Origin of the sequence: Yersinia sp. 2542 StPb PI, from assembly GCF_048593855.1 — a bacterium.
GTDB lineage: Bacteria > Pseudomonadota > Gammaproteobacteria > Enterobacterales > Enterobacteriaceae > Yersinia > Yersinia enterocolitica_E.
The window spans coordinates 1-14,586 of sequence record NZ_JAZGQA010000119.1; the positions used below are offsets into that span (position 1 = coordinate 1).

Consider the following 14,586-nt stretch of genomic DNA (forward strand, 5'->3'; position numbering starts at 1 on the left):
ATAAGTAAACATAAAAAAGCCCCTGAAACATGAATGCTCCAGGGGCTTTAAATCTAAACTTCCTAATTAAACTACATGTTGCGCTTGTAAAGTTGGGCTTGGTTCACCAATCGGCAATACGGTACGGCCATATTGTTCGTTCAATACTTCTGCCATTGCCAGGTAAATTGCACTTGCACCACAAATGATGCCTTCGAAACCGGCGAAAACCAGCAGTGAATGGTTACCGGTGAAGTTACCGACGGCCAGCAGCGCAAACAGCAGCGTCAGGCTACCGAACACAAACTGCAAAGCACGGTTAGCGGGCAAAGTTCCGAAGAACATAAACAGTGTGAAGATGCCCCATAAACCTAAATAAACGCCGAGGAATTGTGCATCAGTTGCGTCAGCCATACCCATCTTAGGTAACATCAGCAAACCGACCAGGCTCAGCCAAAATGCGCCATAGGAGGTAAATGCAGTGGCCGCGAAAGTATTACCCTTCTTATATTCCAGCATACCCGCCAGAATTTGTGCCAGACCGCCGTAAAAAATCCCCATACTCAAAATAACAGAGGTCAGGGGGAAGAAACCTGCATTGTGTAGGTTGAGCAAGACGGTTGTCATCCCAAAACCCATCAGGCCTAACGGGCCAGGATTTGCCAACTTGGTGGTGTTCATAAGTCCTCTGCAATTAACAGAATGCTAAAAAATGGATAGTTATCCGAATAAGTATCAAACGCCTGAATGACCAAAAAGTCGTCGATTCCTTTAGTGCGCGCCGCATCATAATGATCCACGCGGTTGGAAACAATGATCTCGAGGGTGATAAAAAGTAATTTTTTTTCATCTCCCCCCTTGATGCTGCGTTTCGTGGCCCCATCTTATTCCCAACCGCAGGGACTAATCGTGGATCAGCGGACACATGCATCAGTAAAATATTGGGCATGAAAACATTGATTAACAAAATACGGGCAGTTGAAAACAAACAATCCGCCCACATATAGATTAGTAACTTGACCGAATATGACTTTTTAGTGGAGGCGTTTTAGATGGGTAAAATTATTGGTATCGACTTGGGTACTACCAACTCTTGTGTAGCAATTATGGATGGCACTAAAGCTCGTGTGCTGGAAAACAGCGAAGGCGACCGTACTACGCCTTCTATCATCGCTTATACCCAAGATGGTGAGATTCTGGTTGGTCAACCGGCTAAACGTCAGGCTATTACTAACCCACAAAACACACTGTTTGCCATCAAACGTTTGATTGGCCGTCGTTTCCAGGATGAAGAAGCGCAGCGTGATAAAGATATCATGCCGTACAAAATCGTGGCAGCCGACAATGGTGATGCTTGGGTTGAAGTAAAAGGCCAGAAAGTTGCACCACCACAGATTTCTGCTGAAGTTCTGAAGAAAATGAAGAAAACAGCTGAAGATTTTCTGGGTGAACCAGTCACTGAAGCGGTTATCACTGTACCGGCTTACTTCAACGATGCTCAGCGTCAGGCAACGAAAGATGCTGGCCGTATCGCCGGTCTGGAAGTAAAACGTATCATCAACGAACCAACCGCAGCGGCACTGGCCTACGGTCTGGACAAAGAAGTCGGCAACCGTACTATCGCGGTTTATGACCTCGGTGGTGGTACTTTCGATATCTCTATCATCGAAATCGACGAAGTTGACGGTGAAAAAACCTTCGAAGTTCTGGCAACCAACGGTGATACTCACTTGGGTGGTGAAGACTTTGATAGCCGTCTGATCAACTATCTGGTTGACGAATTCAAGAAAGACCAGGGTATGGATCTGCGTACCGATCCACTGGCAATGCAGCGCCTGAAAGAAGCCGCTGAAAAAGCAAAAATCGAGCTGTCTTCAGCTCAACAGACCGACGTGAACCTGCCGTACATCACGGCTGATGGCAGCGGTCCAAAACACATGAACATCAAAGTGACCCGCGCTAAATTGGAGTCACTGGTAGAAGATTTGGTTAATCGTTCTATTGAACCACTGAAAGTGGCTTTACAAGATGCTGGCCTGTCTGTTTCCGATATCCAGGACGTTATCCTGGTTGGTGGTCAGACTCGTATGCCAATGGTTCAGAAGAAAGTTGCTGATTTCTTCGGTAAAGAACCACGCAAAGACGTTAACCCAGATGAAGCTGTAGCCATTGGTGCGGCAGTGCAGGGTGGTGTTCTGTCTGGTGAAGTGAAAGACGTTCTGTTATTGGACGTTACCCCACTGTCACTGGGTATTGAAACCATGGGTGGTGTGATGACCCCGCTTATCACTAAAAACACCACTATCCCAACTAAGCACAGCCAGGTGTTCTCTACTGCAGAAGACAACCAGTCTGCGGTAACCATCCATGTGCTTCAGGGTGAGCGTAAACGTGCTCAGGATAACAAGTCTCTGGGTCAGTTCAATTTGGACGGTATCCAGGCTGCTCCTCGCGGTATGGCGCAAATCGAAGTGACTTTCGATATCGACGCCGATGGTATTCTGCATGTGTCTGCTAAAGACAAGAATACCGGTCGTGAGCAGAAGATAACCATCAAGGCATCTTCTGGTTTGAACGAGGAAGAGATCCAGAAAATGGTACGTGATGCAGAAGCTAACGCAGAAGCAGACCGTAAGTTTGAGGAACTGGTTCAGACTCGCAACCAGGCTGACCATCTGATTCACGGCACCCGTAAACAGTTGGAAGAAGCCGGCGACAAACTGCCAGCAGAAGACAAAACTGCGATCGAAGATGCTTTGAAAGCGCTGGAAGCTGCTCTGAAAGGCGAAGACAAAGCTGAAATTGAAGCGAAAACTCAGGCTCTGGTGCAGGTTTCTGGCAAATTGCTGGAAATGGCTCAGCAGCAGCAAGCAGCCGCAAGCGGCGATGCTGGTGACACCAGTGCCAAGAAAGAAGACGACGTGGTAGACGCCGAATTCGAAGAAGTGAAAGACAAAAAATAATCGCCCTTAAGCGGGCACAGCAGTGGTAGGCCTTACTGTTGCTGGAAACCAGCACGGGCGTCGAGGAAACTCTACGCCCGTGCACGCATGTTAAGGGTAGGAAAAAAAGAGAATGGCGAAGAGAGATTATTACGAGGTTTTAGGCGTCAGTAAGGGCGCCGATGAACGTGAAATCAAAAAGGCCTATAAACGCCTGGCAGTAAAGTATCACCCGGACCGTAATCAGGACGAGAACGATACCGGTGAAAATTTTAAAGAAGTTAAAGAAGCTTACGAAATTCTGACTGATCCACAAAAACGTGCAGCATATGATCAATATGGTCATGCAGCCTTTGAACAAGGTGGCATGGGCGGCGGCGGTTTTGGTGGTGGCGGTGGTGCTGATTTTAGCGACATTTTTGGTGATGTTTTCGGTGATATCTTTGGTGGTGGCCGCCGTCAGCGTGCTTCCCGTGGTTCCGATCTACGCTACAACATGGATCTGACACTGGAAGAAGCCGTGCGCGGCGTGACTAAAGAAATTCGCATCCCAACGCTGAATGAGTGTGATGTTTGCCACGGTAGTGGCGCTAAGCCGGGAAGTTCGCCAGTCACTTGTTCGACTTGCCGTGGTGCAGGTCAGGTACATATGCGCCAAGGGTTCTTTACCGTCCAGCAGGCATGTCCTACTTGTCAGGGTAATGGTCAAATCATTAAAGATCCTTGCAACAAGTGCCATGGGCATGGCCGTGTTGAAAAATCCAAAACACTGTCGGTTAAGATCCCCGCCGGTGTTGATACCGGTGACCGCATTCGCTTAAGTGGCGAAGGTGAAGCGGGTGAACATGGCGCGCCAGCAGGTGATTTATATGTTCAGGTGCAAGTTAAAGCGCACCCAATCTTCGAACGTGAAGGCAATAACCTGTATTGTGAAGTGCCAATTAACTTTGCTATGGCAGCCTTAGGCGGCGAGATTGAAGTCCCAACGCTGGATGGCCGGGTTAAGCTGAAAGTCCCAGCAGAGACCCAAACCGGCAAGCTGTTTCGCATGCGTGGCAAAGGTGTTAAATCTGTGCGTGGCGGAAGTCAGGGTGACCTGTTATGCCGTGTTGTGGTTGAGACACCAGTCCATCTGAGCGAAAAACAGAAACAGCTACTGCGTGAACTGGAAGAGAGTTTCGTCGGTGCTGCGGGTGAGAAAAATAGTCCCCGCTCTAAAAGCTTCTTAGATGGCGTTAAGAAATTCTTTGACGATTTGACTCGCTGATCAATGAGTTGTTAATCGGCTAAGAAAGTGCAAGAAAACGAAAAATCCTCGATTAACGTCGGGGATTTTTTTCATCATCGACTAAATATATATGTGAAGTAAATCATCAATGGCTCGGTTTTTTCGATCACTTGATGTCATAAAAACGACTTTTTTCGAGTTGAAGACTATCTTAAAATTGATGCATTGATTCGCCGGGCACAGGCTCACTGTCCGATGTAAGGAGTTATTCATTGTGACAAACATGATCCGTCAATTTTTACGCCAAGAGGCCGCGGGTGGGCTGATTCTAATTTTTGCTGCCACCGTCGCCTTATTTATGGCTAACAGCCCCCTATTTAGCATTTACCAATCATTTCTTGATGTACCGGTATCGGTAAAGATAGCCTCGCTGGATATCAGCAAGCCACTATTACTGTGGATTAATGACGGTTTAATGGCGATATTCTTCCTGATGATTGGGCTGGAAGTTAAGCGCGAACTGATGGAAGGTTCGTTAGCTGGCCGCGATAAAGCGGTTTTTCCGGCCATAGCAGCATTAGGTGGTATGCTGGCACCGGCTTTGATTTATCTATTATTTAACGCTGCTGATGAGGTTACCCGCCAGGGCTGGGCAATTCCTGCGGCTACTGATATCGCCTTTGCATTAGGTGTGATGGCTCTGTTGGGAAATCGGGTTCCAACCAGTCTTAAAGTCTTTTTACTGGCGCTGGCCATTATTGATGACTTGGGTGTCATCATCATTATTGCGTTGTTCTATACCCACGAGGTTTCACTGCAAGCCTTAGGCATAGCTGCTGCGGCTATTGCGCTACTGGCTTACATGAATTGGCGTGGGGTAGGGAAAACCTCTGCCTATCTACTGGTGGGATTGGTATTGTGGGTCTGCATCCTCAAATCAGGTGTGCATGCGACCTTAGCCGGGGTCATTGTCGGCTTTATGATACCGTTGCACACTAAAGATAAGCGTTCACCGTCAGAATCGCTCGAGCATGGTTTGCACCCATGGGTTGCTTATTTGATCTTGCCACTGTTTGCGTTTGCCAATGCGGGGGTTTCATTGCAAGGCGTTTCACTCGCTGGATTGACATCGCTATTGCCTCTGGGGATTGCGAGCGGTCTGTTTATTGGTAAGCCACTGGGGATTTTCCTCTTTAGTTGGCTCGCGGTTAAGTTAGGGGTGGCTAAACTACCTGACGCGATAAACTTTAAGCAGATTTTTGCGGTGTCGGTGCTATGCGGTATCGGTTTTACTATGTCGATATTTATTGCGTCGCTGGCATTTGATGGCGCCGATCTCGCTTTGCTTACCTATTCTAAGTTGGGCATATTATTAGGCTCCACCACCGCAGCCATTGTGGGTTATAGCTTGTTGCGTATGGCCTTGCCAGCAACAAGAAAAATAACTCGCTGATTACTATTTGAATGACCAGTGCCGCTTGTAAAGGTACTGGTGTTCTACCTGATGGATTTCTAGGCTTACCGTCAGAACAGGGAACGTTTAGTCGTGCATGAGGTTATATACACCCTAAATAATTCGAGTTGCAGGAAGTCGGCAAGTGAAAGGCAGATTGGTTGTAAACCATTTTGAACGCTGCCAATGCACATGCAACTTGAAGTAGGACGGGTATATCTGGCTCGCCGATATGTTAAGGGGATAACAACATGCGAATGTCACATATCAATTTCAATCATCTTTATTACTTTTGGCAGGTCTGTAAAGAAGGTTCAGTCGTCGGTGCAGCAGAAGCATTATTCCTGACGCCACAAACAATTACCGGGCAAATTAAAGCGTTGGAAGAGCGTCTGGGGGGGAAGTTATTTAAGCGACAAGGGCGAGGCTTAGTGCCATCAGAGCTGGGGCAGCTGGTCTTTCGTTATGCGGATAAAATGTTCATGCTTAGCCATGAAATGCTGGATATTGTTAATTATCGCAAAGAATCTAATCTACTTTTCGATGTTGGTGTTGCCGATGCATTATCCAAGCGCTTGGTGAGCCAGGTTCTGGAAACGGCTGTCGTTGAGAACGAAAAGATTCATCTGCGCTGTTTTGAATCGACCCACGAAATGCTGCTGGAGCAGTTGAGTCAGCACAAACTGGATATGATTCTGTCCGATTGTCCGGTTGATTCCAGCCAACAAGAAGGGTTGTTCTCTGTCAAACTGGGCGAATGCAGCGTGAGTTTTTATTGTCGTCAGCCGATCCCTGATTTACCTTTCCCTGCTTGTTTGCAGCAAAAGCGTTTGTTGATACCGGGCCGTCGTTCCATGCTTGGGCGCAAATTGCTGAACTGGATTAACAGTAAAGGGCTACAGGTAGAGATTTTGGGTGAGTTTGATGACGCGGCACTGATGAATGCTTTCGCTATTTATAACAATGCTATTTTTGTTGCACCGACAATGTACGCTGCTGATACCTACGCTAAAGATGACCAGATAGTCGAAATTGGCCGCTTAGACAGTGTGCAGGAAGAATATTATGTGATTTTTGCCGAGCGTATGATCCAACATCCGGCAGTGCAGCGGGTATGTAACAAAGATTTTTCCGCGCTCTTTAGTGGCTAAATAGCCACGTTACCTTGCAAACTACAGCTGTGTTGATTGCACTCGTTCATAAATATGTCAGCTTATCGGGATTAATGAGTGCCACCCTAGGGGCTGACATAAATGCTGTCACCTCGGGTTTATACCAATTTGTCATTTGATGGCTGACTTTCTGCGTTTTGAACTCTATAGACTATAAATGGGTCTTGCCGTGAATAGGCTAAATTATAAGCAATTCAAAAAATAGATATAAAAAGACCGGCCTAGGCCGGTCTTTTTACTAAGCAATCGACGTAATGCAATTACTGCATTGCGTTGATTTGCGCGACTAAGTTTGACTTATGGCGCGCTGCTTTGTTTTTGTGGATCAGACCTTTACAGGACTGACGATCCACGATTGGTTGCATTTCATTAAATGCTTTTTGCGCTGCGTCTTTATCGCCAGCTGCAATTGCCGCATACACCTTCTTAATGAAGGTACGCACCATTGAGCGACGGCTAGCATTATGCTTGCGGCGTTTCTCAGACTGTACGGCGCGTTTCTTAGCTGATTTGATATTAGCCAAGGTCCAACTCCCAAATATATTCTATTGAGGACAATTCAAAGGCCGAGGAATATGCCCTTTTAGCCTTCGTTTGTCAATGGATTTGTGCAAATAAGCGCCGTTTGTACGGGCGGCACTTGCTACGTTGTGATGGAGCGGGATTTTACCAGCTTCGCACTGCGGAATACAGTCTTTCGAAAGAAAAATCCACAGTTCACTGCCTTGAAGGGATTCGACGGTGGTTCTTGTAAAAATCTCAGCCTGCTTCTGTATTCAAACTCCGTGCGCATTCTACAGGATAAAGTCAGTAAAAGGGATTTTACCTGCACAATATTGGCAAAATGGTATGACTTTCGGTTAAAGGTGCCAATCGCGGGTTAACCTTAACGGCTGTACAAGGTATAATCCGGCGATTTCCACTGTTTTGAGCCAGCTATGGAGCTAATTCGCGGTATACATAATATCCGGGCACGCCACCATGGTTGCGTGCTAACTATCGGTAACTTTGATGGTGTCCATCGTGGACATCAGGCCTTATTGGAGCAGCTAAAGTGTGAAGGTCAGCGCTTGGGCTTGCCCGTAATGGTTATGATATTTGAACCGCAACCACTGGAATTGTTTGCAGCGGACAAAGCACCAGCAAGGCTAACGCGCCTGCGGGATAAAGCCAGATATCTGGCTGAGGCCGGCGTTGATTATCTGTTGTGCGTAAAATTTGACCCGCGTTTTGCAGCTAATACTGCGCAAGCTTTTGTTGCTCAGTTGCTGGTAGAGAAGTTGGGTGTTAAGTTTTTAACTGTTGGTGATGACTTCCGCTTTGGCGCAGAGCGTCAGGGGGATTTTCAACTGTTACAGCAAGCCGGTGCTGAATTTGGTTTCGATGTTATCAGCACAGATAGCTTTTGTGATGGTGGGTTACGCATTAGTAGCACCGCAATTCGTCAGGCACTTTATAATGACGATTTGGTGTTGGCTGAGGCGTTACTTGGCCACCCCTATAGCATTTCCGGCCGAGTGGTTCATGGTGATGAACTGGGGCGCACGATTGGCTTCCCCACGGCGAATTTGCCATTAAAACGTTTAGTCGCTCCGGTGAAAGGAGTGTATGCGGTTGATGTGTATGGCTTGGGTCCAGAGCCATTACCCGGAGTTGCCAACATTGGTACCCGGCCTACCGTTGCTGGTGTTCGCCAGCAACTAGAGGTTCATCTGCTGGATGTAACTATGGATCTTTATGGGTGCCATATTGACGTGGTGCTCCGCGCGAAACTGCGCAACGAACAGCGTTTTGCTTCGCTCGATGCCCTGAAGCAGCAAATCGCCCATGATGTGGTGACGGCCCGAACATTTTTCGGGCTAAAGACACCGGTTTAATATTTCTAGCCGAAACGGAACCGAGAATCTAATGAGTGACTACAAGAATACCCTGAACTTGCCTGAAACAGGGTTCCCGATGCGCGGCGATCTGGCTAAGCGTGAACCTGACATGCTGAAACGTTGGTATGAGCAGGATCTGTACGGGATTATTCGTACGGCCAAGAAAGGTAAAAAAACCTTTATTTTGCACGACGGCCCTCCTTATGCGAACGGCAACATTCACATTGGTCACTCTGTTAACAAAATTCTCAAAGACATTATTGTTAAATCGAAAGGAATGGCGGGTTACGACTCTCCTTATATTCCAGGGTGGGACTGCCATGGTTTGCCGATTGAGTTAAAAGTTGAACAGTTAATTGGTAAGCCGGGCGAGAAAGTCAGTGCCGCAGAGTTCCGTACTGCTTGCCGTAAATATGCGGCTGAGCAGGTTGAAGGTCAGAAGAAAGACTTCATCCGCCTGGGGGTATTGGGCGATTGGGACCATCCTTATCTGACGATGGATTTCAAAACTGAAGCCAATATCATTCGTGCATTAAGCAAAATCATTGATAACGGTCACTTGCACAAAGGCGCGAAGCCAGTGCATTGGTGTACTGATTGTGGTTCGTCACTGGCTGAAGCAGAAGTTGAATATTACGATAAAACCTCACCTTCCATTGATGTGCGCTTTAATGCCGTCGATGTAGCGGCTGTTGCCACCAAATTTAATGTTTCGGCGATTAAAGGCCCGATTTCACTGGTTATCTGGACGACAACTCCGTGGACCTTGCCCGCTAACCGTGCGATTTCACTGAATGCTGAATACATTTACCAACTTGTCCAGGTTCATGGCGAATGCCTGATTCTGGCAGAAGATCTGGTGGAAAGTGTCATGAAGCGCGCAGGGATTGCTGAATGGACGGTATTGGGGAGCTGCAAAGGCTCTGATTTGGAACTGCTGCGTTTCAATCATCCGTTTATGGGCTTTGATGTTCCGGCAATTTTAGGTGATCACGTTACACTGGATGCCGGTACTGGTGCAGTTCACACAGCACCTGGTCACGGCCCGGATGACTTTGTTATCGGCCAGAAATACGGTTTAGAAGTTGCCAACCCGGTGGGGCCGAATGGCTGTTATTTGGCGGGGACGTATCCTACTCTGGACGGCATGTTCGTGTTTAAAGCCAACGATGTGATTGTTGAGCTGCTACGTGAAAAAGGCGCACTGCTGAAAGTTGAAAAACTGGTTCACAGCTACCCGTGCTGCTGGCGCCATAAAACACCTATTATCTTCCGTGCTACACCACAATGGTTTATCAGCATGGATCAGAAAGGCCTGCGTAAGCAGTCGCTGGAAGAGATTAAAGGCGTGCAATGGATCCCCGATTGGGGTCAGGCACGTATCGAAACCATGGTGGCAAACCGCCCTGATTGGTGTATCTCGCGTCAGCGTACCTGGGGCGTGCCGATGTCCCTGTTTGTGCACAAAGAGACTGAAGCACTACATCCACGCAGCACTGAGCTGATGGAAGAAGTCGCCAAACGCGTTGAGCAAGACGGTATTCAGGCATGGTGGGATCTGGATCCTGCGGAAATCCTGGGTGCTGATGCCGCCGATTACACCAAAGTGCCAGACACCTTGGACGTATGGTTTGACTCCGGTTCAACTCATTCGTCGGTGGTTGACGTGCGTCCTGAATTTGGTGGTCATAGCCCGGATATGTACCTGGAGGGTTCTGATCAACACCGTGGCTGGTTTATGTCTTCACTGATGATAGCAACCGCGATGAAAGGCAAAGCGCCTTATCGCCAAGTGCTGACCCACGGTTTTACCGTTGATGGGCAAGGGCGCAAAATGTCCAAATCCATCGGTAACACCATCAGCCCGCAAGATGTGATGAACAAACTGGGTGGTGACATTCTGCGTCTGTGGGTGGCATCAACCGATTACACCGGTGAGATCGCGGTTTCTGACGAAATCCTCAAACGCTCTGCTGACTCTTATCGCCGTATCCGTAACACTGCGCGCTTCTTGCTGGCGAATCTAAATGGGTTTGATCCTGCGCTGCATCAGGTGAAACCGGAAGATATGGTAGTCGCGGACCGCTGGGCAGTCGGCCGTGCCCAGGCAGCTCAAGCTGAGATCATGGCAGCGTACGAAAGTTACGATTTCCACTTGGTGGTGCAGCGCTTGATGCAGTTCTGCTCGGTTGAGATGGGGTCCTTCTATTTGGATATCATTAAAGACCGTCAGTACACCGCGAAAGGCGACAGCGTTGCCCGCCGCAGTTGCCAGACCGCGTTGTTCCATATCGCAGAAGCATTGGTGCGCTGGATGGCACCTATTATGTCCTTTACCGCAGATGAGATCTGGAACCAACTGCCAGGCAGTCGTCCACAGTATGTCTTCACTGAAGAGTGGTATGACGGTCTGTTCGGGTTGGCGGGTGATGAAAGTATGAACGATACTTTCTGGGCCGAGCTGTTAAAAGTCCGTGGTGAAGTCAACAAGGTGTTAGAGCAGGCCCGTAGTGATAAGCGTATCGGTGGTTCATTGGAGGCGGCAGTTACCTTGTTCGCCGAGCCTGAACTGGCTGCGCGATTGAACAGTTTGCAAGATGAATTGCGTTTTGTGCTGTTGACCTCAGCTGCGAAAGTTGCCCCTTATGCTGATGCGGGTGATGATGCGCTGCAAAGTGAGTTGATTGCCGGGCTGAAAATCACCTTTAATAAGGCTGATGGTGAGAAGTGCCCGCGTTGCTGGCATTACACTCAAGATGTCGGTTTGGTAGCGGAACATGCTGAATTGTGCGGCCGCTGTGTCACTAACGTTGCCGGAGACGGTGAAGAGCGTAAGTTCGCCTAATGAGTAAACCTATTTGTTCGACCGGATTGCGCTGGTTATGGCTGGCGGTATTGGTGGTTATTTTGGATCTCAGCAGCAAACAGTGGGTCATGACCCACTTTGCCTTGTATGAGTCAGTGCCGCTGATCCCGTTTTTTAACCTGACCTACGCACAGAATTTTGGCGCAGCCTTTAGCTTTCTTGCCGATAAAAGTGGCTGGCAGCGTTGGTTCTTTGCGGGCATAGCTATTGGTATTTCAGTGGTATTAATGGTGCTGATGTATCGCTCTACTGCCAAACAACGCCTGCTCAATTGTGCTTATGCTCTGATTATTGGTGGGGCATTAGGTAACTTATTTGATCGCATGGTGCATGGTGCGGTGATCGATTTTATCGATTTCCACGTCAATAACTGGCATTTCCCAACCTTTAACATCGCCGATACCGCTATCTGTATCGGTGCTGCGTTGGTTATCTTTGAGGGTTTTTTAAGCCCTGCTGAAAAAACGGCCATGAATAAAGGTGAATGAGATGTCCGAGCGTGTACCCGCTAATCAAGTACAAGACCATTTTGTACAAGACAAGAGCGCCGTATTGGTGCACTTCACTCTGAAACTGGAAGATGGTTCAACGGCGGAATCAACACATATTCACGGCAAACCTGCGCTGTTTCGTTTAGGTGATGACAGCCTTTCTGATGCACTTGAGCAGCAGTTAATTGGTTTGAAAGTAGGTGATAAGCATGCTTTCACTTTACAACCTGAAGATGCGTTTGGTTTGGAAAGCCCTGATCTGATTCAGTACTTCACCCAGCGTGACTTTGCTCAAACCGGCGTGCCAGATGCCGGTACTATTATGCTATTTACCTCCCGTGATGGCAGTGAAATGCCAGGTGTGGTACGGGAAGTGGCGCAAGAGTCTATTACTGTTGATTTTAATCACCCGTTGGCAGGGCATTCCATTAGCTTTGAAATTGAAGTGTTGGAGATTGACCCGCAACAGGAGGCAATGCATGCAGATATTGCTGGCTAATCCACGCGGCTTTTGTGCCGGAGTTGATCGGGCTATCAGTATTGTTGAACGCGCGATCGAAATGTATGGTGCGCCAATCTATGTGCGCCATGAAGTGGTACACAACCGTTATGTGGTTGATAGCTTGCGTGAACGTGGTGCTATCTTTATCGAGGAGATTTCAGAAGTGCCAGATGGCTCTATTCTGATTTTCTCGGCCCATGGCGTGTCGCAGGCTGTGCGAGCAGAAGCTCGTGAGCGCAAGCTTACTATGCTGTTTGACGCAACCTGCCCATTGGTGACCAAAGTTCATATGGAAGTCGCACGTGCTAGTCGCAAGGGTAAAGAAGCCATCTTGATAGGCCACGCCGGTCACCCGGAAGTGGAGGGTACCATGGGGCAATACAGCAACCCGAAAGGGGGGATGTATCTGGTTGAATCACCTGATGATGTATGGGCTTTGCAGGTTAAAGATGAGAACAATCTGTGCTTTATGACACAGACGACATTGTCGGTTGATGACACCTCTGCAATTATCGATGCCTTACACCAGCGTTTCCCGAAGATTGTCGGTCCACGCAAAGATGATATCTGCTATGCCACGACCAACCGGCAAGAAGCGGTGCGCAATCTGGCTAATGATGCCGATGTGGTCTTAGTGGTTGGCTCGAAAAACTCCTCTAACTCTAATCGGTTGGCTGAGTTGGCACAGCGGATGGGTAAGCCTGCTTATCTCATTGATTCAGCGGCCGATATACAAGAGTTATGGTTACAGGGGGCTGCGTGTATCGGTGTTACCGCTGGCGCATCTGCTCCCGATATTCTGGTACAGCAAGTTATTGCGCGCTTGCAAGCTCTCGGTGCTGGTGGGTCTATCGAACTTAGTGGCCGTGAAGAGAGTATCGTCTTCGAAGTACCTAAAGAATTACGTGTCGATGTAAAACAGATTGACTGATTGATACCGTGCTTCAACGTTAAAAAGCAGCCCTCAGTGGCTGCTTTTTTATGGGTGTATTCCACCATAACTGCATGAATATGCGAAATAACCGCATTATGCCAGATGAAGTGTTACCGCGTATTTAAGGAATTAAGTGGTTTCACTGATAAAAGCATGCGTATATCATTTTTTTCTAATACAGATTAAATAGGCTGGCAGAGTCCATAGCGGGCGGCTAATCTGAACCTTGGTCAGGGTAGATGACACAATATGAGAGGAAGTATGACTGATTCAACAATTCGTATCGCTGTTGTCGGCGCGGGCGGCCGTATGGGCCGACAACTTATCCAGGCAATTACTCACACTGAAGGTGTGGTGCTGGGGGCTGCTGTTGAACGTGTTGGATCGACATTAGTGGGGAGTGATGCTGGCGAACTGGCCGGAACGGGGTTGTTAAAAATCACAGTAAGTGATGATTTATCTAATGTAATTGATGATTTTGATGTTTTGATCGATTTTACCCGGCCTGAGGGCACGCTGGAGCATTTAGCCATTTGTCATCAATATCGTAAGGCGATGATAATTGGCACTACTGGCTTTGATGATGCAGGTAAAGAAGCAATCAGGGCTGCGGCAACGGACATTGCTATTGTGTTCGCTGCCAATTTCAGTGTTGGGGTTAATGTGGTGCTAAAGCTGCTAGAGAAGGCAGCGAAAGTGATGGGTGACTATACCGATATCGAAATAATCGAGGCACATCATCGGCATAAAGTTGATGCACCTTCAGGTACCGCGCTGGCGATGGGGGAGGCAATTGCTGACTCACTAGGGCGTTCACTGAAAGATTGCGCGGTTTATAGCCGTGAAGGTCATACCGGCGAACGCAAACCCGGCACTATCGGTTTCGCAACCGTACGTGCTGGCGATATTGTTGGAGAGCATACGGCTATGTTTGCTGATATTGGCGAGCGCGTTGAAATCACACACAAAGCGACCAGTCGCATGACTTTCGCCAATGGCGCGGTTAAATCGGCTATTTGGGTGTCAATGCGGGATAATGGCTTATTTGATATGCGTGATGTATTGAATTTGAATGAACTTTAAAGATGTAAAGCACAGCCAGTGATGTGGTTGTTTTTATCATAATAGTTTGATAACAG

Annotated in this window: 12 protein-coding genes; 10 read left to right on the forward strand and 2 right to left on the reverse strand. The window is 48.0% G+C overall.

Going from position 1 to position 14,586, the window contains the following annotated elements; genetic code table 11:
- Positions 1-66 precede the first annotated feature (66 nt).
- Positions 67-660: an acetate uptake transporter gene (satP, locus tag V1952_RS14445; RefSeq protein WP_083160623.1), complete on the reverse strand. Its 594-nt coding sequence runs from the start codon at positions 658-660 to the stop codon at positions 67-69.
- A 371-nt stretch (positions 661-1,031) separates the two neighbouring features.
- Here satP and dnaK point away from each other — a divergent pair, with 371 nt between their 5' ends.
- The 4 genes from dnaK (at position 1,032) to nhaR (ending at position 6,753) form a co-directional block, all read left to right on the forward strand.
- Positions 1,032-2,942 (forward strand): molecular chaperone DnaK, encoded by a 1,911-nt coding sequence (gene dnaK, locus V1952_RS14450; RefSeq protein ID WP_372557971.1) that lies wholly within the window; start codon positions 1,032-1,034, stop codon positions 2,940-2,942.
- Between the two features lie 112 nt (positions 2,943-3,054).
- Positions 3,055-4,188: a molecular chaperone DnaJ gene (gene dnaJ / locus V1952_RS14455; RefSeq protein ID WP_083160619.1), complete on the forward strand. Its 1,134-nt coding sequence runs from the start codon at positions 3,055-3,057 to the stop codon at positions 4,186-4,188.
- A gap of 235 nt (positions 4,189-4,423) precedes the next feature.
- A complete protein-coding gene (gene nhaA, locus V1952_RS14460) occupies positions 4,424-5,602 on the forward strand; it encodes a Na+/H+ antiporter NhaA (RefSeq protein ID WP_372557972.1) in 1,179 nt (392 codons plus the stop codon).
- A 251-nt stretch (positions 5,603-5,853) separates the two neighbouring features.
- Positions 5,854-6,753 (forward strand): transcriptional activator NhaR, encoded by a 900-nt coding sequence (gene nhaR / locus V1952_RS14465; RefSeq protein ID WP_083160614.1) that lies wholly within the window; start codon positions 5,854-5,856, stop codon positions 6,751-6,753.
- Between the two features lie 281 nt (positions 6,754-7,034).
- On the opposite strand, the gene rpsT is transcribed toward nhaR, so the two are convergent.
- Positions 7,035-7,298 carry a 30S ribosomal protein S20 gene (rpsT, locus tag V1952_RS14470; RefSeq protein WP_002220715.1) on the reverse strand — a complete coding sequence of 88 codons (264 nt, stop codon included), beginning with the start codon at positions 7,296-7,298 and terminating at the stop codon, positions 7,035-7,037.
- A 414-nt stretch (positions 7,299-7,712) separates the two neighbouring features.
- Between rpsT and ribF the strand changes: the two genes are divergently transcribed.
- The 6 genes from ribF (at position 7,713) to dapB (ending at position 14,530) form a co-directional block, all read left to right on the forward strand.
- The gene (gene ribF / locus V1952_RS14475) at positions 7,713-8,651 is read left to right on the forward strand and encodes a bifunctional riboflavin kinase/FAD synthetase (protein ID WP_420071883.1); all 939 of its coding nucleotides are present in this window, start codon (positions 7,713-7,715) and stop codon (positions 8,649-8,651) included.
- Between the two features lie 31 nt (positions 8,652-8,682).
- Positions 8,683-11,499 (forward strand): isoleucine--tRNA ligase, encoded by a 2,817-nt coding sequence (gene ileS / locus V1952_RS14480; protein WP_420074974.1) that lies wholly within the window; start codon positions 8,683-8,685, stop codon positions 11,497-11,499.
- Entirely contained in the window at positions 11,499-12,008 is a 510-nt protein-coding gene (lspA, locus tag V1952_RS14485) for a signal peptidase II (protein WP_372557975.1), read from the forward strand. The genes ileS and lspA overlap by 1 nt, the downstream gene beginning before the upstream one ends.
- 1 nt (position 12,009) lies before the next feature.
- Entirely contained in the window at positions 12,010-12,510 is a 501-nt protein-coding gene (gene fkpB, locus V1952_RS14490; RefSeq protein WP_420074975.1) for an FKBP-type peptidyl-prolyl cis-trans isomerase, read from the forward strand.
- Positions 12,491-13,444, forward strand: coding sequence for a 4-hydroxy-3-methylbut-2-enyl diphosphate reductase (ispH, locus tag V1952_RS14495; protein ID WP_372557977.1), 954 nt, complete (start codon positions 12,491-12,493; stop codon positions 13,442-13,444). Before fkpB ends, ispH begins: the two co-directional genes overlap by 20 nt.
- 264 nt (positions 13,445-13,708) lie before the next feature.
- Entirely contained in the window at positions 13,709-14,530 is an 822-nt protein-coding gene (gene dapB, locus V1952_RS14500; RefSeq protein ID WP_420071885.1) for a 4-hydroxy-tetrahydrodipicolinate reductase, read from the forward strand.
- The last annotated feature ends 56 nt before the right edge of the window (positions 14,531-14,586 follow it).

Coding starts and splice junctions, on each gene's coding strand:
- dapB (WP_420071885.1), top strand. CDS start 13,709: ATGACTGATTCAACAATTCGTATCGCTGTTGTCGGCGCGGGCGGCCGT.
- nhaR (WP_083160614.1), top strand. CDS start 5,854: ATGCGAATGTCACATATCAATTTCAATCATCTTTATTACTTTTGGCAG.
- fkpB (WP_420074975.1), top strand. CDS start 12,010: ATGTCCGAGCGTGTACCCGCTAATCAAGTACAAGACCATTTTGTACAA.
- dnaJ (WP_083160619.1), top strand. CDS start 3,055: ATGGCGAAGAGAGATTATTACGAGGTTTTAGGCGTCAGTAAGGGCGCC.
- satP (WP_083160623.1), bottom strand. CDS start 660: ATGAACACCACCAAGTTGGCAAATCCTGGCCCGTTAGGCCTGATGGGT.
- ribF (WP_420071883.1), top strand. CDS start 7,713: ATGGAGCTAATTCGCGGTATACATAATATCCGGGCACGCCACCATGGT.
- lspA (WP_372557975.1), top strand. CDS start 11,499: ATGAGTAAACCTATTTGTTCGACCGGATTGCGCTGGTTATGGCTGGCG.
- dnaK (WP_372557971.1), top strand. CDS start 1,032: ATGGGTAAAATTATTGGTATCGACTTGGGTACTACCAACTCTTGTGTA.
- ispH (WP_372557977.1), top strand. CDS start 12,491: ATGCAGATATTGCTGGCTAATCCACGCGGCTTTTGTGCCGGAGTTGAT.
- ileS (WP_420074974.1), top strand. CDS start 8,683: ATGAGTGACTACAAGAATACCCTGAACTTGCCTGAAACAGGGTTCCCG.